This window comes from Tissierella pigra (assembly GCF_018917845.1).
Taxonomy (GTDB): domain Bacteria; phylum Bacillota; class Clostridia; order Tissierellales; family Tissierellaceae; genus Tissierella; species Tissierella pigra.
On sequence record NZ_JAHLPJ010000001.1, the window covers coordinates 3,065,654 to 3,085,556 of the forward strand.

19 protein-coding genes are annotated in these 19,903 nt (G+C 30.8%); 2 read left to right on the forward strand and 17 right to left on the reverse strand.

Annotation, left to right across the window (positions count from 1 at the left end; genetic code table 11):
* Window positions 1-39 precede the first annotated feature (39 nt).
* The 12 genes from KQI41_RS15145 to KQI41_RS15200 form a co-directional block, all read right to left on the reverse strand.
* Window positions 40-1,995 (reverse strand): ABC transporter permease, encoded by a 1,956-nt coding sequence (locus tag KQI41_RS15145; protein WP_216585597.1) that lies wholly within the window; start codon window positions 1,993-1,995, stop codon window positions 40-42.
* Window positions 1,982-2,749 carry an ABC transporter ATP-binding protein gene (locus KQI41_RS15150; RefSeq protein ID WP_216585598.1) on the reverse strand — a complete coding sequence of 256 codons (768 nt, stop codon included), beginning with the start codon at window positions 2,747-2,749 and terminating at the stop codon, window positions 1,982-1,984. Before KQI41_RS15150 ends, KQI41_RS15145 begins: the two co-directional genes overlap by 14 nt.
* 157 nt (window positions 2,750-2,906) lie before the next feature.
* Window positions 2,907-3,977 (reverse strand): sensor histidine kinase, encoded by a 1,071-nt coding sequence (locus KQI41_RS15155; RefSeq protein WP_216585599.1) that lies wholly within the window; start codon window positions 3,975-3,977, stop codon window positions 2,907-2,909.
* Window positions 3,978-3,985: 8 nt separating this feature from the next.
* Entirely contained in the window at window positions 3,986-4,678 is a 693-nt protein-coding gene (locus KQI41_RS15160; RefSeq protein ID WP_154442397.1) for a response regulator transcription factor, read from the reverse strand.
* Window positions 4,679-4,713: 35 nt separating this feature from the next.
* A complete protein-coding gene (locus KQI41_RS15165) occupies window positions 4,714-6,924 on the reverse strand; it encodes a DUF3160 domain-containing protein (RefSeq protein ID WP_154442399.1) in 2,211 nt (736 codons plus the stop codon).
* Window position 6,925: 1 nt separating this feature from the next.
* Complete coding sequence (locus KQI41_RS15170) at window positions 6,926-7,663, reverse strand: hypothetical protein (RefSeq protein ID WP_154442401.1); 738 nt, start codon at window positions 7,661-7,663, stop codon at window positions 6,926-6,928.
* A 78-nt stretch (window positions 7,664-7,741) separates the two neighbouring features.
* Complete coding sequence (locus KQI41_RS15175; protein ID WP_216585600.1) at window positions 7,742-8,611, reverse strand: DNA-3-methyladenine glycosylase family protein; 870 nt, start codon at window positions 8,609-8,611, stop codon at window positions 7,742-7,744.
* A 99-nt stretch (window positions 8,612-8,710) separates the two neighbouring features.
* Window positions 8,711-9,979: a Glu/Leu/Phe/Val family dehydrogenase gene (locus tag KQI41_RS15180; RefSeq protein WP_216585601.1), complete on the reverse strand. Its 1,269-nt coding sequence runs from the start codon at window positions 9,977-9,979 to the stop codon at window positions 8,711-8,713.
* Window positions 9,980-10,195: 216 nt separating this feature from the next.
* Entirely contained in the window at window positions 10,196-11,416 is a 1,221-nt protein-coding gene (locus tag KQI41_RS15185; protein WP_154442407.1) for an electron transfer flavoprotein subunit alpha, read from the reverse strand.
* A gap of 28 nt (window positions 11,417-11,444) precedes the next feature.
* Entirely contained in the window at window positions 11,445-12,236 is a 792-nt protein-coding gene (locus tag KQI41_RS15190; protein ID WP_154442409.1) for an electron transfer flavoprotein subunit beta/FixA family protein, read from the reverse strand.
* A gap of 18 nt (window positions 12,237-12,254) precedes the next feature.
* Window positions 12,255-13,394, reverse strand: coding sequence for an acyl-CoA dehydrogenase (locus KQI41_RS15195; protein WP_154442411.1), 1,140 nt, complete (start codon window positions 13,392-13,394; stop codon window positions 12,255-12,257).
* Between the two features lie 148 nt (window positions 13,395-13,542).
* Complete coding sequence (locus KQI41_RS15200) at window positions 13,543-14,181, reverse strand: redox-sensing transcriptional repressor Rex (RefSeq protein WP_154442413.1); 639 nt, start codon at window positions 14,179-14,181, stop codon at window positions 13,543-13,545.
* Between the two features lie 132 nt (window positions 14,182-14,313).
* Here KQI41_RS15200 and KQI41_RS15205 point away from each other — a divergent pair, with 132 nt between their 5' ends.
* Window positions 14,314-14,526 carry a hypothetical protein gene (locus KQI41_RS15205; RefSeq protein WP_154442415.1) on the forward strand — a complete coding sequence of 71 codons (213 nt, stop codon included), beginning with the start codon at window positions 14,314-14,316 and terminating at the stop codon, window positions 14,524-14,526.
* A 33-nt stretch (window positions 14,527-14,559) separates the two neighbouring features.
* Here the strand turns inward: KQI41_RS15205 and KQI41_RS19325 are convergent, their stop codons facing one another.
* Complete coding sequence (locus KQI41_RS19325; RefSeq protein ID WP_326828363.1) at window positions 14,560-14,841, reverse strand: CC/Se motif family (seleno)protein; 282 nt, start codon at window positions 14,839-14,841, stop codon at window positions 14,560-14,562.
* A 121-nt stretch (window positions 14,842-14,962) separates the two neighbouring features.
* Between KQI41_RS19325 and KQI41_RS15210 the strand changes: the two genes are divergently transcribed.
* Complete coding sequence (locus KQI41_RS15210) at window positions 14,963-16,876, forward strand: ABC-F family ATP-binding cassette domain-containing protein (RefSeq protein ID WP_154442417.1); 1,914 nt, start codon at window positions 14,963-14,965, stop codon at window positions 16,874-16,876.
* Between the two features lie 161 nt (window positions 16,877-17,037).
* On the opposite strand, the gene tsaD is transcribed toward KQI41_RS15210, so the two are convergent.
* The 4 genes from tsaD to tsaE are packed head-to-tail and all read right to left on the reverse strand — an operon-like array spanning window position 17,038 to window position 19,658.
* Window positions 17,038-18,045 carry a tRNA (adenosine(37)-N6)-threonylcarbamoyltransferase complex transferase subunit TsaD gene (tsaD, locus tag KQI41_RS15215; protein ID WP_195838035.1) on the reverse strand — a complete coding sequence of 336 codons (1,008 nt, stop codon included), beginning with the start codon at window positions 18,043-18,045 and terminating at the stop codon, window positions 17,038-17,040.
* Window positions 18,046-18,061: 16 nt separating this feature from the next.
* Window positions 18,062-18,505, reverse strand: a complete 444-nt coding sequence (gene rimI / locus KQI41_RS15220; RefSeq protein WP_195838036.1) for a ribosomal protein S18-alanine N-acetyltransferase — start codon at window positions 18,503-18,505, stop codon at window positions 18,062-18,064.
* Window positions 18,505-19,203: a tRNA (adenosine(37)-N6)-threonylcarbamoyltransferase complex dimerization subunit type 1 TsaB gene (tsaB, locus tag KQI41_RS15225; RefSeq protein WP_154442419.1), complete on the reverse strand. Its 699-nt coding sequence runs from the start codon at window positions 19,201-19,203 to the stop codon at window positions 18,505-18,507. Before tsaB ends, rimI begins: the two co-directional genes overlap by 1 nt.
* Window positions 19,200-19,658 carry a tRNA (adenosine(37)-N6)-threonylcarbamoyltransferase complex ATPase subunit type 1 TsaE gene (tsaE, locus tag KQI41_RS15230; protein WP_154442421.1) on the reverse strand — a complete coding sequence of 153 codons (459 nt, stop codon included), beginning with the start codon at window positions 19,656-19,658 and terminating at the stop codon, window positions 19,200-19,202. Before tsaE ends, tsaB begins: the two co-directional genes overlap by 4 nt.
* Window positions 19,659-19,903 lie beyond the last annotated feature (245 nt).

The window sequence follows — 19,903 nt, forward strand, 5'->3', positions numbered from 1 at the left end:
ATAATGAATAGTTACTTATTCCATTTTTACTCTATTTTTTTAATTATATTTTACTTTTCTTATATACATTGTCCTTATTATAATAAAATAAATCATCTGAAACACTAAATATCCCAATGCAACTACAAGTCCGTTTGCAAAAAGATTTTTTTGAAGTAAATTAGAAAGAGATTTCAATGCAAACAAAGAATGTGTAGTACTAACCACAAAGGGCAAAAAGAATATAGTCCCTATTTGCTTAGTTATTATCTTATTTATCTCCTTCTCCGTTGTTCCAATTTTTCTAAGTATGTCGTATTCTACTTTATCCTGTTTTACTTCGTTGAATAGTTTAAAATATATTATACTGCCTGAAGCTATAAAGAATAAAAAGGCTATGAAAAATCCTATGAATAATGTGAGTCCGAAACTATTTTTAATACTTTTATATGGAATTGCCTTGGCATAATAGCTGTATTCATATTTACTTCCCAACATCTCCTTTATTTCAACTGAAGCATCAAAGGAATTCTTCCATTTATCTAGTTTTATTCCATTGTATATAACTAGATCCTCATCTCCTGCTATTTCCAGCCAGTTTTCATAGTCTTTATCATTTAATATAAAGGCATCAAAATATCCTAGTTTATTTAATGACATTACACTATCATGTAATTCTCCACTTACTTTATATTCTTTTACTTTGTCCTTTAGTTTTAATTGTGCTGTTTCTAAAGGATACCTCTTAATCTTTTCTGGTTTACCATTATAGTCAATTATCTCATAAGGAAAATTATATACTACCTCATTCTCTTTTACTGTAATTTCATCCTTTCCTTGATAAACTGCTAGTTTATTATAATCCTCATTGGATATAAGTAAAATTTCTTCCCTAATATTATCATTAATTTTTTTTGATTCATTTTTAATCCTTATATTTTTAACTGTATGAAACTCATTTATTTTTAAATCATAATTTTCTAGGATTTCTTTTACTTTATCTATGCTCTGATTATCCTTCAATGTTTCTCCTTTTTGTATTATTCCAATATCCTCTGGTGTATCAATTCCTGATATACTTGAACTTTCTGTAAAAAATGAATATATAGTTTCTGTAGCAGTAAAGGTAATTGCACCTAAAATCGCTGCTGCAAATAATACCTTAGCTGTATCTTGTAATTTGAATATCATTTGAGAATAGGATATCATATTAACCTTTTTATAAAGGATATTTTCATTTTTTAAAACTTTATTAGCCACAGCTATGCTAAATTGAGTAAATGTAAAATAGGTACCAGCTACAACTATAAATATAACTGGAAGCATAGCCAAAGGGACAAAAGCTCCTTCTACAATCCAAGCTATACCATATCCTAAGACCAATAAACTAACACCAAGAATTGATTTTTTTCTCGAAAAGTTTGGTATTTCCTTAGGTATCCTATTGCTTTTAATCTGTTGTATTATTTCTTTATTTTTTATTTTAAAAAGCATTAAAATACTTACTATTTCAAATAAAACAAAAAACACTAAAATCGTAAGCCCTAAAGCCTTAAAGGATATATTAAATGGAAGGCTAATATCCATAAATGCTTCCATGGCCATAAGAAATAATTTAGAAAAAACTAATCCTGACAATATCCCAGTTCCTATGGATAAAATTGTTATTATAGTGTTTTCTATAAATACATATTTCCTTATTTGTTTTCTTGTCATTCCATATAAAGAAAGTAATCCAAACTCCTTCCCTCGAGACTTCAAAAATATGGAGGTAGAATATTCCACAAATAACACGGAAAATATTACTATAATAACTTGACAAGCTATCATACTATTAATTACTCCCATTTGTGATACTGGATGTCCACCTATACCCTTATAATTTAAAGAGGGATGAAATACAAAGTTAGCAAATATAAAAAATGCTGTAACAGCAAACGCATTGCTTAAATAATACATTACATATCTATATAGATTTCCTTTAACATTACTAAGAGCCATATTAGATATTTTCATTATACCCACCTCCTAAAAGAGATAAGGCATCTAATATTTCTTTAAAAAATATTTGTCTGTTAGAATCCTTAACTATTTCAGTGAAAAATTTTCCATCCTTTATCATTATTATTCTCTTACAGAAACTAGCTGCAAAGGCATCATGAGTTACCATTACTATGGTTGCCTTTCTCTTTTCATTAATTTTCTCTAAAGAACTCATTAAATCAAAGGATGCCTTAGAATCTAAGTTCCCTGTAGGTTCATCTGCTAGAATAATAGCTGGATTATTAATTAATGCCCTTGCACAAGCAGTCCTTTGCTGCTGTCCTCCTGATATTTCATAGGTTCTTTTATCTAAAATATCCTTAATATTTAATATGGATGATATTTCATCTAATTTCTTTTCTATTTCTTTTTTTAATAGTCCTTCTAAAACTAAAGGAAGAATTATATTTTCTTTTACTGACAATGTGTCTAATAGATTAAAATCTTGAAATATAAAACCCAAATTTCTTCTTCTAAATATAGCCAATTTATCTTCTTTTAGCCTGTATGGATCTTCTCCATTTATATTGATTTCTCCTGATGATGGAGAGTCTATTGTAGCAAGGATATTTAATAATGTAGTCTTTCCACTACCTGAAGGACCCATTATTCCCACAAATTCTCCTTCTTTTATATTCATGTTAAAATTATCTAACGCCTTTACTGATATTCCTTTGCCTTTGCTTCCATATATTTTAGATAAATCTTTAGTTTGTAATACTGCCATTTCATTACCTCCTGATTTGTATTTCTATATATATCATAATAATTTAAGGGAAATCTTTCTATCGATTTCCCTTTCAAATGGAGATATTATCTTACAATATTGTTAGGTTAGGTCATTTTCCGCAGTTTCCCAACTCAAATCTATTTACTCACTCCGTTCACTGTGTTAGGTCATAAATACTCTTGCCGTGGTAAAAAATAATACTTGATTTTGTACCTTCTCCTTCAATGGATTCTATGGATACTCCATGACCTAGTTTATCACATACATCCTTCACAAGGTACAGTCCCATTCCTGTAGATTCCAAATATTTCCTGCCATTCTTCCCAGTGAAAAAAGGATCAAACACCCTATCTAAATCCTGCTTAGGTATACCTACTCCCCTATCTTCAATTAGAACTACAGTTTTATTATTTTCATCATAGACTTCTATATCTATTACCTTATTATTACTATCCTTAACCTTCGAATATTTAATACTATTAGATAGTATTTGACTGATTACAAATTTAATCCATTTTTTATCGCTTTTAACTATTTTGTCTTCCTTTGAAATTATTTTAGGATAAATAGAATTTGCTATAAAGGCATTTTTATTTTCATTTATAATACTTCTAAGGATTTCAAATAAACTAACATCTTCTACTTTAAAGTCCAGTTCAAAATTGCTGACCCTAAGTGTATATAATGCCATTTCTAGACCATGAGATAGCTTTTCTACTTCCTCTCCAATACTTTCATAATTTTTTCTAGTATATTCATCAATATCCCTATCCCTTTCATCTTCCAAAATAAGCTTAATAACCGATACTGGAGTTTTCATCTGATGAATCCATCTATTATTAAAATAATTTTGTGTTTCAGAAGACTTTTTATGCTTTTCCAATGTACTTATATATTTAAGATAATTGCTGATTAAGACCTCTTTAAATAAATCATACTCTCTGCTTATTTTATCTGGAATATTGAATACATCAGTTAATTCAACATCATTATCCAATTTATTACTGATTAAATTATAAAACTTTCTTTTTCTCCCAAAATCAATAGATAGAAAAACTGTCAAGAATATAGTTGATAAAACAAAAGCATATATTATATTTGCTGTATGAAACCTTTCCTTTCTAATTATTAAATCAAGCATCATTATGATTATAGCTAGAAAATTACTAAGGAAATATATAATAATATAAAATAATCTATCTTTCAAATAATCTCTAAATCTCATTTTATCACCTAATCCCAAGTTTTTATCATGGAATAACCTTGGCCTCTTTTGGTCTGAATTGTATCATATATTCCTATATCCTCTAAGCGTTTTCTTAGCCTAGCAATATTTACTGATAAGGTATTATCATCTACAAACTCAACATCATCCCATAATTCTTCTAATAGTATTTCACGAGATACTATTTCATTTATATTGGATATAAGAATATACAGAAGACTAAATTCCTTTTTACTTAACTCTATCTTTTTCCCTGTCCATTCAACTATACTTTGATTTTTATATAAATATACTCCGTCTACTTCATATATATCCTTTGTATTGTTCTCTGCATATTCACCATATGTTCTTCTTATTGCTCCTTTTATTTTTGCCAATAATAAATCAAAGGAAAAGGGTTTTATGATATAATCATCCCCACCATTTTCTATTGCCATTACTTGATCCATATCTGAAAACCTAGCTGAAATAAATATTATAGGAACCTTAGATATACTTCTCAATTCTCTGCACCAAAAGAAGCCATCATAATTAGGTAAATTTATATCCAACAGGACTATATGTGGATTCTCAATTATAAATTCTCCTTTTATATTGGAATAATCCTTAACTGTAGTCACTATATAATTATATCTTTCTAATCTATCCTTAATAAGATTTAAAATTTTTTCATCATCTTCTATAACAAAAATTTTATACATTTTGTCACCTCTTAAATTCTGCACCCTTTACTCATTTATTCACTCCCATTGGGATAAGGTATTTCTCCTTTTCCCTCTCTTATAAAGGAATTTGTCCACTGTGGCATAGGTGGCTGATTATTTTCCTTAATCATTTCCTGCCATTTTTCATCTGTTAGCCTCTCTCCAGATATAAATTCATGATAACTAAATATAGCTCCCCTTGTAAGATATAGATTGCCATCTATAGGTACAACCACATATATTTCGTAGGCAGGACCTACTCCTGCTTCTACATATCCACCATCACTATATTTATTGGGTGCTAAAGTTTGAAAATCAGCAATAACTGCCATGTTCTTATCTGTTTCAGAAGTTATCTCAAACCAACGCATATAATCCCCTGCAAATGAAGCAGTTAAATCCTCTAAAATTCCGCCAAAAATATTGATACGTTCATATTCTTCTATAGTTAAGCTTTCATTTCTAAGCTCTTTAATAGAACAATTAATTAGAAATTCTAATATATCCTCAAATTTCTCCATTTTCATATGAATACTTTCTACAGTAAGTCCCCTTGCAGATAAATTTTTCCTTGAAAACTTTGTAAGCCAAAGAAGTTTTTCATACACTTCTATATTAGGTTCCACATATCCTTTTGGAATATTCTCTTCATATCCATCACCACATTCTGCCCCTATTTGTTTTCCATATAGAATTGTATCATGTTTAAGTTCTGACCAAGACCCCAATGCTGTGTTTAAATCTTTATCATTCCAAGCTTCATTGGTCATAAAAGATGGATAACCTTCACCAAAAGGCTCTAAAAATCCTTTTAATACCCATAACCATCCTTGATACATATTGGCTCTCCAAGACTTATCTGATAGTCTGTTGAACTTTTCTTTTAAATTTTGAAATATAACAGGATAATCTTTCCACTGTTGATTCTCCTCCTTAGTCAATTGAATTACTTTAGCTCTTTCTGACCCTAATACTCCCATTACATCAAGTCCCGATGCTATTGGTCTGGCAAAGGGTTCTACCAATTCCTGCATTATTTCTGCATCTATTACATACCTTTGTCCCATGAGTCTAAATTGTTTGCCTGTTGGAGTAGATTCAGATGTATATTTAGCCTTTATCTGTGGTTCTGGTAGTTTATCAGCTTCTTTATAGAATTTCTCTAGTTTCTTCTTATTATTTAATTCGTTTATATCAAAATGCTTTCCATATACTTTTGTAAGTACTTCTCCATATTGATATATGTTTAAATCATCAGAACTTCCCACAAAGAAATTAGTTGGCTCATATATATTTTCCCATTTAGTATAGCTTTCCTCATCTGAGTATAGACTACAAGTAATTAAGAGAGCCTGTAGGGTTTGTTCTATATTTCTTTGTTCTATACCTTTATCTGCCTCTTCAAAATACAATGGAAATGGAGCTTGCCCATACCACATCATAGCCCTAAAATACCTTTCTAAATCTTTGGACCTTGTATAATGCCCCCTTATAGTATATTGGCTATAATCTAGTTTGTATGGGAATATATTTGACTGAGAAAAACCACTACTATTTTTAATTAAATTCCATTCAGCCTCTGCCATTTCCTTTGATACCACAGGAATATTATTTGGTAAATTCTTTTCTAAAGCAATCTGTGCAGTAGCAAAATATGCAATATTTTTAAGCTGAATTTCTTTTAACTCCTTATTTGTTAAGTCATTATATAATTTAATAGAATTATTCAACATACTATTTGTCATTTCTTCAACTAAAGCTAATAGCTTATCACTTTCCAATGTTCTCAAAGTATAGTCATAGAATATGTGATATACTTGTAATACTGAATCAGTAGTAATAAAAGATGGTATTTCTAGATATTCATTATTCTCATAAATATAAAATAACTGCTCTTCTTTAGTAGGATTTACCACAAAATTATTCTTAGCCAATAATTCTAATTGCTCTTTAGAAAAACTTCCAAATTTCTCAGAATTTAAAACATTAGTCATATTCTCATTAGTCTTATATGGCTCTACTAAGGCTTCAATGGTTCTAGGTTCATAGGGAACTTCTATATTTATCAATCCCTGATTTATTTCAATATCAATTTCCCTTTTCTCACTTTCATTCTGTTCATTTTCCTTTAAAGGATTATTTACTTCTAAAGGATTATGCACCTCTTTACCAACACATCCAGTCATTATAATAGACAGAACTAAAATCAAAGCAACTATTGAATACATGGTTCTTCTCTTCACTCTAATCCTCCCTTTCTACTTTTATACGATTTTCTACTATTTTTATTAAAGCTTTATGGCTTTTTCTCTGTTCCTTAATCTTAATAAACAACTGGTTATCTTTTGTAATTAGGTCACTTATATCTTCATAGCCTTCTGTTTCCAAATATACTTCAAATCCAAACCCTTTCCATTTATATGTATTGATTACTTTTCTATTATCTGCTAATATTTCTATGGCTACTATTTCATCTACTCCATCTTCATCTATATCAAAAAACACATAGTCTAAAAAAGGTTTGGATAATCTAGAACCTCTCCATTTTGGCTCCAGCTTATTCCCCTCAAAGGAATATATAAATGGTCTTTTAGCCATTACAGGATGAAGGGGTGATGTTTTATATACTCCTATGGATATTTCTTCTTTACCATCTCCATCTATATCTCCTATGACTATTTTCCATGGATTATAGGCTGAGTAATCCTCCCTATATATTTCTTTTCTATCTTCTATGGAATATATAATTACTTCTTCTCCAAATTTCCTTCTCCTGCTTCCTGTAAGTACAACTAAATATTCCTTATTATCTCCATTTATATTTCCTACGGCAAAGTCCTTAACTTTTTCATTTATTTTTATAAGAAGTTCTACTGTATCATGAGGAAAAAATAATGTTAATATTATTAAAAATGATATTACAATAACTCCATATTTGGTTTTAATTATATAGTTAGGTTTATTTGTTTTTATTTTAACCATCTTTCTTCCTCTAACTTCCTATTATTTAAATAAAGTATATCACTATTATATAATGGAAAAATTACAAATAATTTACAATTACTTTCCTATTCCCAATTCCCTAGCATAATAGAATAGATATTGCTGTGCAAATCCTGCAAGGCTGCCAAATATTCTAGCACCATGTTCCCCTATATGTTTTACATTGGTTTCTTCCTTTAAATAAAAATATTCCATTACCCTTTTAACCCACACATCTACTGGAAAAGCCTCATCTTTATTAAAAGCAAATAACAATATACAATCACTTACCTTTGGTCCTACCCCAGGTAAAGTCATTAAAAGTTCTTTTCCTTCATCTCTATTTAAATTAAATATGCTGTTTAAATTTAATTCTCCTTTAGCTATAATCTTTGCTGTTTCTACTATCCTCTCTCCTCTAAATCCTACTTTACATATTTCCTTTAAATCTTCTGGATTTACCTTTGATAAACTTTGTGGTGTGGGAAAACTATAATATTTTTCATCTATTTTTTCACCATAATTTTTTGACATTAATTCTATAGATTTTTTTATTCTTGGTATTTGATTATTGGCTGATGTTATGAAGGATATTACCATTTCAAAAGGCTCCTGATTGAGAATTCTTAATCCTTCTCCAAAGTTTATGGCATCAGCTAATATAGGGTCTTTAGATAATTGTTTCTTTATCTCATTATAATCCCTTTCTAAATCAAAGTACCTATACCAAATGTTGTTAAAATCCTCCATATTGGTGTCAGATAGAATTATATCATTTCCATCTTTTTTTACATTTAATACTTTTCCGTAGGCAATTGTTGTATAGGAATTATCCTCCTCTACATACCATCTAAAAGCTTGACCACATTCAAATATATGTTTAGGATCAAAGTTTTTTATGTCTTTAATTATTATCTTTCCTTGTTCTTCAATTAAATTATATTTCATATCATTTCTCCTTTTAAGTAAAATACTGTTAATTCAATTTTATTCTACCCTTTTTTGCAATAAAAAAACTGGCCTAGGCCAGTTTTTTATTATATGGTATTAGTACCATCCTCTTAACTTCATTACTTCAGCAACTTTCTTAACTGAAATCATATAAGCTGCTTCTCTTATTGTTACATTATATTCATTTTTAAGTTTCCATATTGCGTTAAACGCTTTAACCATTTCAATTTCTTGTTTCTCTTCTACTTCTTTCTCTGACCAGTAATATCCTTGAAGATTTTGTGCCCATTCAAAGTAAGAAACTGTAACTCCACCAGCATTTGTTAATATATCTGGAGTAACTATAATTCCTCTTTCTTTTAGGATAACGTCTGCACCTGGAGTAATAGGTCCGTTAGCAGCTTCACAGATTAACTTAGTTTTTACTATTTTTGCCACATCTTCTGTAATAGCATTTTCTAAAGCAGCTGGAATCAACATATCTACTTCAAGACTCCAGAACTCATCTAAGGAAATCATTTTTGCTTTTGGATAATCTACTAAATTTCTATGCTCATTGAAATAAGCTTCCATATCATAGAAATCTAATCCATCTTCATTATATAATGCGTAAGTTCCAACAGATGGTGCCCACTCAGCTATTGCAACAATTTTAGCACCTTGTCTTTGAACATTTTTAACTGTATATCTACCAACGTTTCCAAATCCTTGGATAGCAACTGTTGATTTAGCCATATCTATACCTAATTCTCTAGCTGCTTCTCTAGCTATAACTGCAACTCCAAATCCTGTTGCTTCGTTTCTTCCTTCAGATCCACCCCATGCAACTGGTTTTCCAGTAAGTACTCCTATATTCATGTTATCGTTGTTTAATTTAATGTATTCATCTACCATCCAAGCCATTACTTGTCCGTTAGATCCTACGTCTGGAGCTGGAACATCTATTTTTTCTCCTAAATATTTGTGAAGACCTTGTACATATCCTCTAGATAATCTTTCTAACTCTCCTTGTGATAATTGAAGAGGATCAACAGTTATTCCACCTTTACCTCCACCATAAGGAACTCCCATAACTCCACATTTAAAAGTCATCCAAATTGATAAAGCCTTAACTTCATCTGGGTTAACCCCTGGATGGAATCTAATTCCACCTTTAGCAGGTCCTATAGCTGTATTATGTGATGATCTATATCCTTTAAATACTTTTACTGAGCCATCATCCATTTTAACAGGAATTGAAATCTCAATAATTCTTTGTGGTTCTTTAAGTAATTCATATACTGCCGGTTCTAGACCTAATGCATCACAAGCGTGTTTAACTTGTAACTGAGCACTTTCTAATGGGTTTAGATTTTCTTTTGACATTATACAAAACCTCCCTTTATTTTAATTGGTGAATTTTTTCACCAATAGATTATCTTTCCAATGAAATTATAACATATTGATTTCACAAGTTCAATATACCTAATTATTAATTGTTAATTTAAAATTATAAATTGAAAGAATGAATTCTAATTCAAGTCAAGATGACAGTAAAACTGTCAATTTCAATTGAAATTAAGGATACTATTTAAAAATTCTTTATCCTCTATTTAAAGCCTCTACTATATCATCTACATTGTCCAGCGACTCTATAAGAAGTGGTAATATTTCATAAACATCTCCAATAATACCATAGTCTGCAATTTTAAATATAGGTGCATCTTTGTCTTTATTTATGGCAACTATTACCTTAGATTCCTGCATACCTGCCAAGTGCTGAATTGCTCCTGAAATACCACAAGCAATGTAAAGAGAAGGTCTAACGGTTTTACCTGTTTGTCCTACTTGATGTCCATGCTCTATCCATCCAGCATCAACCGTAGCACGAGAAGCTCCTACTACTCCACCTAGTTTCTTTGCTAAATCTTCAATTAACTTAAATCCTTCTGGATTTCCTAATCCTCTACCACCTGATACTATTATTTTAGAATCTTCAAGTTGTACTTCTGCCTTTCCGCCTTTAACTACTTCTACAACTTTAGCTCTAATATCGGAATCCTTTAGTTCTGGAATAAATTTAATTATGTTGCCCTGTCTTTTTTCATCATATTTTGCCTTTTCCATTACTCCTGGTCTAACTGTTGACATTTGAGGTCTATGATCTGGACAAATAATAGTTGCCATTAAGTTTCCACCAAAGGCTGGACGAGTCTGCATAAGCCTTCTATTTTCTAAATCAACATCTAATTTTGTACAATCGGCAGTAAGACCTGTGTGAACTCTAGCAGATATTCTAGGTCCTAAATCTCTACCTATATTTGTAGCACCTATTAACATAATTTCAGGTTTTCTTTCTTTAATTAAGTCATAAATTACTGAAGTATATCCATCAGTTGTATATACATCCAATAGCTCATGATCTCCGTATAAAACTTCATCTGCTCCATATTTAACTAATTTTTCAGCTAAATTATCTATATCTTTACCTAATAATACGGCAGTCAAAGGAACTTTTAATTCATCAGCTATTTTTCTTCCTTCTCCTACTAATTCTATAGACACATTAAGTAGTTCCTTATCTCTTTGCTCTGCAAATACCCAAACTCCTCTATATTCATCTACGTTTACGCCACCAGCTCTATATTTGTTTTCTTCTTTTTCTATTGCATCTACTGGACAAGCTTCTATACATTGTCCGCAAGCCGTACACTTATCATTTATTTTAGCCTTTTTATCTACCATATTTATGGCATCAAAAGGACATACTCTAACGCATTTTCCACAGCCAATACATTTTAATTCTATAACTTTAACAGCCATTTGACTTCCTCCTTTATCAGATGATATATTAAATAAGATGTTTTTCTTTTAATCTCAATACTAAGGACTCAACTGCTTCTCTTCCGCTTCCCTGTAATATTTCTCCTTCACCTGATCTTCCTGGTGGTGTAAATGATTTATTTACCTGAGTAGGAGAACCGTTTAGCCCTAAATTATCAAAATCAGCTTCCACATCTTTTGCTGATAAAACCTTAACATTGTCACTACTATAGGCATTGTAAATACCTTTAATAGAAGGGTACCTTGGTTCATTTAACTCTTTTATAGCTGTTAAAAGTACAGGCATTTTAGATTCTACAACAAAATGTCCGTCTTCCAATGCTCTTTTGGCTATAACCTTATCTCCTTCAATTTTTAGTTCTTCAACATAAGTAATTTGAGGTAAATTTAAATGTTCTGCTATTTGAGGTCCAACCTGTGCTGTATCACCATCTATTGCCTGTCTACCACAGAATATAATACTATAGTCTCCAATTTTTTTGATACCTGCTGCAAGGGCAGTAGATGTAGCCCAAGTATCAGAACCAGCAAAGGCTCTATCACTTAAAAGTATAGCTTCATCTGCTCCCATGGCTAAAGTTTCCCTAAGGGCAACATCAGCCTGAGGAGGTCCCATACTTAAAACTATTACTTTTACATTTTCCATTTTATCTTTAATCTTTAAAGCTTCTTCTAAAGCATTTCTATCATCTGGATTTATAATACTTGGTACTCCTTCACGAATAAGAGTTCCACGTACTGGATCTATTCTAACTTCATTAGTATCTGGTACTTGTTTTATACATACAATAATATTCATATCCTAACCTCCCCAGTTCTATTTCAGTACAGCGGCTGATATAACCATTTGTTGTACTTGTGATGTACCTTCATATATTTCAGTAATTTTAGCATCTCTCATCATTCTCTCTATTGGATAATCCTTTGTATATCCATATCCACCAAATAATTGAACACATTTAGTAGTTACATTCATAGCACATTGTGCTGCAAATAGTTTAGCCATAGCCGCTTCTTTACTATAAGGTAAATTATTGGCTTTGTTATAAGCTGCTCTATATACAAGGAGTCTAGCTGCATCGATTTCAGTTGCCATATCCGCTACCATCCATTGAAGTCCTTGGAATTTAGATATAGACCTGCCAAATTGCTGTCTTTCTTTTATATATTTAACAGTTTCATCTAAAGCACCTGAGGCTATTCCTAAAGCTTGAGCCGCTATACCTATTCTACCACCATCTAAAGTAGACATAGCAATTTTAAATCCTTCTCCTTCTTTACCTAGTAGATTTTCCTTAGGTACTTTACAATTTTGGAATATTAGCTCGGCAGTTGCAGATGCCCTGATACCCATTTTTTCTTCTATTTTTCCGATGCTAAAACCAGGGAAGTCTTTTTCAACTATAAATGCAGATATCCCCCTAGTGCCTTTACTTTTATCAGTCATAGCAAATATTATATATGTATCTGACTGCCCACCATTTGTTATAAATATCTTTGAACCATTTAAAATATAATTATCACCATCTAAGATAGCAGTAGTTTGTTGTCCTGCTGCATCAGTTCCAGCATTAGGTTCTGTTAATCCAAAAGCCCCTAAATGCTCTCCCTTTGCCAATGGAATTAAATATTTTTGTTTTTGCTCTTCTGTACCATATTTATATATAGGCCAGCATCCTAAAGATGTATGAGCTGAACATATAACTCCTGTGGTACCACAGGCCTTTGATAATTCTTCTACAGCTATAGCATAAGATAATTCGTCTCCCCCTGCACCACCATATTCTACTGGAAAAGGTATGCCTAACATATTATATTTAGCCATTTTTTCTACAGTTTCTATTGGAAATCTTTCTGTTTCATCAATCTCAGCCGCAATGGGTTTTACCTCTTTTTCTGTGAATTCTTTCATTACATTTCTTACCATTTGTTGCGCTTTAGTTAAATTGAAATCCATATATTATTTCCCTCCCTAATATATTAGCTGTATCTCTCTTTTTATTATAATCCATTTAATATTTAATTTCTACTAATATTGTTAAATTTTTATCCTTTTTTTACATAAAAAAAGGCAATCCTTAAAGATTAGCCTTTTGTCTGTTATATTAATGTATATGTTTTTGTTTCAAGAAATATGAAAGTGCAAATAGTGATTCATTTAAACGAACGTTTTCCACTATTATATTATCAGGCACATTTAAGTCTGTGGGAGCAAAGTTCCAAATCCCTTTTACTTCTGCCTTAACAAATATATCTGCTATATCTTGAGCATATGCCTTGGGAGTAGTAATTATCCCTATATCTACATTATTTTCTTTTATAAATTCAACCATATAATCAACATCTTTTATTTCAATTTCTCTAATTTTTAAACCTATTAACTTAGGATTCTTATCAAAAAGAGACAATACCTTAAATCCTGCATCCTCAAATCCTTTATAATTTGCAATTGCTTGACCTAAGTTTCCTGCACCTGCTATTACTGCTTTATATATAGTATCTAGCCCTAGTATTTTTCCTAGTTCTCCATGAAGTTCTTCTACATTATATCCATAACCCTGTTGTCCAAATCCTCCAAAGTTGTTTAAATCCTGTCTTATTTGAGAAGCTGTAAATCCAGTCATTTTACTTAACTCTTGAGATGAAATTCTATTAATGCCTTTATCTATTAATTCTCCTAAGTATCTATAGTACTTTGGTAATCTTCTTATGACTGTTATGGAAACTTTACTATATTTGTCCATTATCTCACCACCTAATAATATTTTACAGATAATTATATCATCATGATATTAATATGTCAATTTTCAAAAAATATATTTTTTTGAATATTTAGTCATATTTTTGACACACTAGTACTGAAAGGAGTGATTGACATGGCAAGCAAGGAACAACTGCGAAAAGTAGCATTGTATTGCAATGAATATGACCCATCGAGAAACGAGCTTATTGATTCTGCTCGAACTTATGAGGATAAATATGAGAACTGTGTCAATTGTAACCATTATAATAAAGAAGGAAGATGTACATTAAATCTAATTGATCCCATACTATCTTCCATGGCAATGGATTTGAATTTAAAATCTTAAAATACTCCTGTTTCTAGGAGTATTTTTTATATATCATAGACTTATACCATCTACAGTCAGGGATTTTATCCATAAGATTTTACTAAGGTCAATTTTCAACTCATCATTTCTCACTATTAAATTTGGAGCAAGATACACTTCTATACCTTCTATATCATACATACGAAACTTACTTTCACTATTTGGTTTTCCTATCTTAACAGATGGTTCATATCTTGCACATCATCCTCCTCCTACTTGTACTGAACTAATTTGTATAGAGCCAGATTTAAGCTTTATATACTCCTTTGCTTTATTACTTATATATATATCCATATCTTCACCTTTTCTTTCAACATTTATTTGCTTATTATACCATAGAGGGGTATTAAATACAATGGAAATGAGTCTCCTTTTTTGATACAATATACATATTACAACTATAGGAGGAAATATTATGTTAGTCCTTTCATGTAGCAATTTAACTAAAACCTATATAATAGATACTATTTTAGATAATCTTAGTTTTACTGTAGAAGATGGAGATAAAATCGGGGTAATCGGACTAAACGGTTCAGGAAAAACTACTCTTTTTAATATATTAAATGGAGAAATACCACAGGACAGTGGAGAAATATATATTCAGAAAAGCGTACAAATTGGGTATTTAAAGCAACATACCAGTATAGAAAGTAACAAAACTGTATTTAATGAATGTTTAGAAGTTTTTCTTCCTCTAATAGAAATGGAAGAAAGTTTAAGAAACCTTGAACATGAAATATCCTTAGAAGGTTCTAGGGGAGAAAGTGAAAAATTAAGTACCTTAATGGAACAATATGCAAATTTATCTGAGAAATTTTTATCTCTAAATGGATATGGATTTAAGTCAGAAATTAAAGGAACGCTTAAAGGTCTAGGATTTAAAGATGAAGACTTAGATAAAGAAGTCAATGTTCTAAGTGGTGGACAAAAGTCTCGTCTATCTTTAGCTAAATTACTTTTAGAAAAACCCGATATACTGTTACTGGACGAGCCTACTAACCACTTAGATATAGATGCTATTGATTGGCTAGAAAAGTTTTTAAAGGACTATAAAGGTGCTGCTTTAATTATATCCCATGATAGGTACTTTTTAGACAGAGTCGTAAATAGGATATTTCATATAGAACATCTAAAGCTAAATGTCTACAATACAAATTATACTAACTTTATGGCTAGAAGAAAAAAGGATTTAGAAATATATCAAAAACATTTTGAAGACCAACAAAAAGAAATAAAAAGACAGGAAGAAATAATTCGAAGATTTAAAGCCTATGGTGGTGAAAGATACCATGGTCTTGCTGAAAGTAGGCAAAAGATGTTAGATAAAATGAAATTGCTAGACAAGCCTATGGGAGAACAGCAAAAATCTAGAATTAAATTTGAACCTAAAGTTAAGTCTGGAAGAGATGTATTAAGAGTTGAAGGATTAGAAAAATCCTTTGGAGATTTTAAACTTCTAAGGGATATAAACTTCAATATCTATAGGGGAGAAAAAGTAGGGCTTATTGGAGCTAATGGTATAGGAAAAACTACTTTATTTAAAATAATCTTAGGTGAATTGTCTAAAGATGGCGGAGAAATAACTTTAGGCCATCACGTTGAAAAAGGCTATTTTGACCAAGAAATGACCAAGCTTAACTTAAATAAAACCATTATGGATGAGATTTGGGATGAAAATCCAACCTTTGACCACTATAAAGTAAGAAGTATTCTTAGTCAATTTATGTTCATAGGTGATGATATATTTAAACAGGTTTCAGATTTAAGTGGTGGAGAAAAAGGTAGATTATCTCTATTGAAGCTGATGTTATCCCAAGCCAACTTCCTACTAATGGACGAACCTACCAACCATTTAGACATAGACTCTAAAGAGGTATTGGAAGAAGCCATAATTAACTATGAAGGTACATTATTTGTCATCTCCCATGATAGGTATTTCTTAAATAAAGTAACAGATAAAATCTTAGAATTGACTAAGGAAGGTATAAAAGAATATATTGGAAATTATGACTATTATTTGGAAAAGAAAAACGAGATATTATACGAAGAAGATGAAGAAGACGGAAAAACAAAGACTCAAATAAAACTAGAAAAAAGAAAAGAAAAAGAATTATTAAAAGAAGAAAAAGTCAAAAGAAGAGAAATAAAAGCCTTAGAAGAGAAAATATCTAATCAAGAATCTAAGTTAGAAGAATTAGATAATATTCTTTGTGATTCTTCCATATATGACAAACCAGAAAAAGTTGTCGAATTAACTAAGGAAAGGGAGAATTTACAAATGGAACTAGACAACCTTTATAATCAATGGATTTTGTTGACAGAAGAATAATTCCACAGATAATTCACATGTTATACACAGTACCCACAACCTTATCCACAGTACAAGGTCTATATTTTAAGGTTTTCTACATTTTTTCCACATTGTCCACATATTTACATAATAAATTATGTTTTTATATGTGGACAAAATGTGGAGATAATTGTTATTTTTTATCCTTTTAAGTCTAAGTTAGGTATAACATTGAGATGAATATCTGATTTATTTCCGTTCTTGTAATTAAAATATGCAGCTGCACCAATCATAGCAGCATTATCTGTACATAAAATTCTTGATGGATATAGGATTTCTATATTTTCCATTTTTCCCCTTTCCTCCATCATAGTCCTTAAACCTTGGTTAGCAGCTACACCACCTGCCATTACTATTTTTTTAGAATTTCTTTCCTTTGCCAATCTAAAAGACTTATCCACAAGTACATCTAATACCGATTGTTGGAAAGATGCTGCCACATCTTCTACTACTATTTCTTCACCTTTTTGCTGCTTTTGATTCAAATAGTTTAGCACTGCCGTTTTTAATCCACTGAAACTAAAATCATAAGACTTTGGCTCTAACATAACCCTTGGAAATTCTACGGATTCTTTATTTCCACTTTCAGCTAGTTTATCTATAATTGGTCCTCCAGGATATGGAAGTCCCAATGCCCTAGCCACTTTATCGAAGGCCTCACCTGCTGCATCATCTCTCGTTCTTCCTACTAATTCATAGTCCGTATACCCATTTACTTGAACTAAATAAGTATGTCCCCCTGACACTATAAGGCAGGTAAAGGGAGGTTCTAAATCCTTATGTTCAATATAGTTTGCACATACATGACCTTCAATATGATTCACTCCAATAATAGGTATGTCTAATCCATAGGCCAATGCCTTAGCTGTAGATATTCCTATAAGCAATGCTCCAACTAATCCCGGTCCTTTAGTTACCCCTATTAAATCTATATCCTGAAAACTAACTTTCGCTTCGTCTATTGCTTCTTGAACTATATTATTTATACTTTCTATATGTTTTCTTGAAGCTATTTCTGGTACTACTCCACCAAATTTCCTATGAATATCTATTTGAGAAGATATTATATTGGATAAAACCTCTCTGCCATCTTTAATAACAGCAACTGAGGTTTCATCACAGGAAGTCTCTATGGCTAATGTCAACATAACAAACACCTCTTAACTATAATTTTTTCCACATAATAAGTGCGTCTTCATTATCATCTTGATAATACTTTGGTCTAATTCCCGATTCCACAAAACCATATTTCTTATATAAATTCTTTGCTACAGTATTAGATACTCTGACCTCTAAAGTCATTCCATTAATATCCAACTTGGTACAAAGAAAAATAAGACCTTCAACTAAGGCATTTCCTACACCTAATCCTCTATAATTGCTTTTTACTGCTATGTTGGTTATATGTCCTTCGTCTATTATAAGCCATATACCACCATATCCTACTATGGTTTCGTCTATTTCAGCTACAATATATTTTGCCAATTGATTTTTAGTTATTTCCATTAAAAATGCTTCCCTAGTCCATGGAGTAGTAAAAGCATCTTTTTCTATTTCCATTACATCATCTAAATCACTTTCTCTCATATTTCGGATAACAATATCCATTATCTTCCTTCCCTTTCTTTCAATTCTCTTTGAGCCTGAGACTCCCTTAAATATTCAGGAACTAATGTATAGAAGTCATCAATTTTCCCCTCATTATACTTCTTTAGTGCTAACTCTCCTATACTAGTGGCCCTACAAAAGTTTTGACCATTAGTTGAAAACTGTACCTTTTTTCCTAATTTCTCTTTAATTATATCCCTATGAAGAAGTCCTCCATCTCCATTTACTATTAATCTATCGTATTTCCCAAGAACATCTAAAAGATCATTTATATCTAATACATCTGGCTCCATTACAGTCTTTATATTACTTTCTTCCCATGTATATATTCCTGTATAAACCCTATCTCTTCTTGCATCTATCATTGGCACAATAATTTCATTATAAGGAAGATTAAAAGCTAATCCTTCCAGTGTAGATACACCTACTACAGGTTTATTAAATAAATGTGCAAAAGCTTTTATTGTTGCTACTCCAATTCTAAGTCCCGTAAAAGAACCAGGCCCTAGTGCAACTCCATAAAGATCAATATCACTTACATTTAACCCTAAACTATCTAATAATTCCTTAACCATTGGAACCAATTTTTCCGAATGAGTCTCCTCTTGATTTAAAGAATACTCTCCTAATATTCTATTTTCATCTAATACTGCGCAAGTTGCCATCATAGTTGATGTGTCTAAAGCTAATATTTTCAATTCTTTTCCAACTCCTTAGTTATTTCTACATATCTATTACCATAACCTGTAATGATTATCCTTCTTTCATCTATATCTTTACCCTTTTCTATATTAAGTACTATTCTTTCTTTAGGTAATAGTTTTTCTATTTTTTCTGCCCACTCTATGATGGAAATTCCATTTCCATAAAAATACTCGTCAAAACCTAAATCATAAAGTTCATCTACATTTTCAAGTCTATATACATCAAAATGGTACACTGGAATTCTTCCTGTATATTCATTGATTAAGGCAAAAGTAGGACTAGTAATATAGTCTGTAACTCCAAGTCCTAAACCTATAGATTTAGTTAAAGTAGTTTTACCTGCACCTAAATCTCCATTAAGACACAAAATATCACCTGTTTTTAAAAGATTACCTAATTTCATCCCGAATTCTTCAGTCTCTTTCAATCCATTTAATTTTATTTCCAAAAATATCAACCTTTCAAATATATTGCTAATATTATATTATAGCATAAATCAATCTACAATACATATACAATGGTTATTTATAGCATATTTGTTACTATTTATAGTGGTTAGGAAAAATCATACTACTATTAAAAATATCAATGATAATAATCTCCACTATCAAATAGTTTGATTGTTATAATTTTCTCATTGGCTATATAATGTTTATGGATTATATTTGCAAATTAATTCCAATACTTAATTTA

Excerpts from the sequence above, each read along its gene's own strand:
- KQI41_RS15145 (WP_216585597.1), bottom strand. The coding sequence starts at position 1,995 with ATGAAAATATCTAATATGGCTCTTAGTAATGTTAAAGGAAATCTATAT.
- KQI41_RS15150 (WP_216585598.1), bottom strand. The coding sequence starts at position 2,749 with ATGGCAGTATTACAAACTAAAGATTTATCTAAAATATATGGAAGCAAA.
- KQI41_RS15155 (WP_216585599.1), bottom strand. The coding sequence starts at position 3,977 with ATGAGATTTAGAGATTATTTGAAAGATAGATTATTTTATATTATTATA.
- KQI41_RS15160 (WP_154442397.1), bottom strand. The coding sequence starts at position 4,678 with ATGTATAAAATTTTTGTTATAGAAGATGATGAAAAAATTTTAAATCTT.
- KQI41_RS15170 (WP_154442401.1), bottom strand. The coding sequence starts at position 7,663 with ATGGTTAAAATAAAAACAAATAAACCTAACTATATAATTAAAACCAAA.
- KQI41_RS15175 (WP_216585600.1), bottom strand. The coding sequence starts at position 8,611 with ATGAAATATAATTTAATTGAAGAACAAGGAAAGATAATAATTAAAGAC.
- KQI41_RS15180 (WP_216585601.1), bottom strand. The coding sequence starts at position 9,979 with ATGTCAAAAGAAAATCTAAACCCATTAGAAAGTGCTCAGTTACAAGTT.
- KQI41_RS15185 (WP_154442407.1), bottom strand. The coding sequence starts at position 11,416 with ATGGCTGTTAAAGTTATAGAATTAAAATGTATTGGCTGTGGAAAATGC.
- KQI41_RS15190 (WP_154442409.1), bottom strand. The coding sequence starts at position 12,236 with ATGAATATTATTGTATGTATAAAACAAGTACCAGATACTAATGAAGTT.
- KQI41_RS15195 (WP_154442411.1), bottom strand. The coding sequence starts at position 13,394 with ATGGATTTCAATTTAACTAAAGCGCAACAAATGGTAAGAAATGTAATG.
- KQI41_RS15200 (WP_154442413.1), bottom strand. The coding sequence starts at position 14,181 with ATGGACAAATATAGTAAAGTTTCCATAACAGTCATAAGAAGATTACCA.
- KQI41_RS15205 (WP_154442415.1), top strand. The coding sequence starts at position 14,314 with ATGGCAAGCAAGGAACAACTGCGAAAAGTAGCATTGTATTGCAATGAA.
- KQI41_RS15210 (WP_154442417.1), top strand. The coding sequence starts at position 14,963 with ATGTTAGTCCTTTCATGTAGCAATTTAACTAAAACCTATATAATAGAT.
- tsaD (WP_195838035.1), bottom strand. The coding sequence starts at position 18,045 with ATGTTGACATTAGCCATAGAGACTTCCTGTGATGAAACCTCAGTTGCT.
- rimI (WP_195838036.1), bottom strand. The coding sequence starts at position 18,505 with ATGGATATTGTTATCCGAAATATGAGAGAAAGTGATTTAGATGATGTA.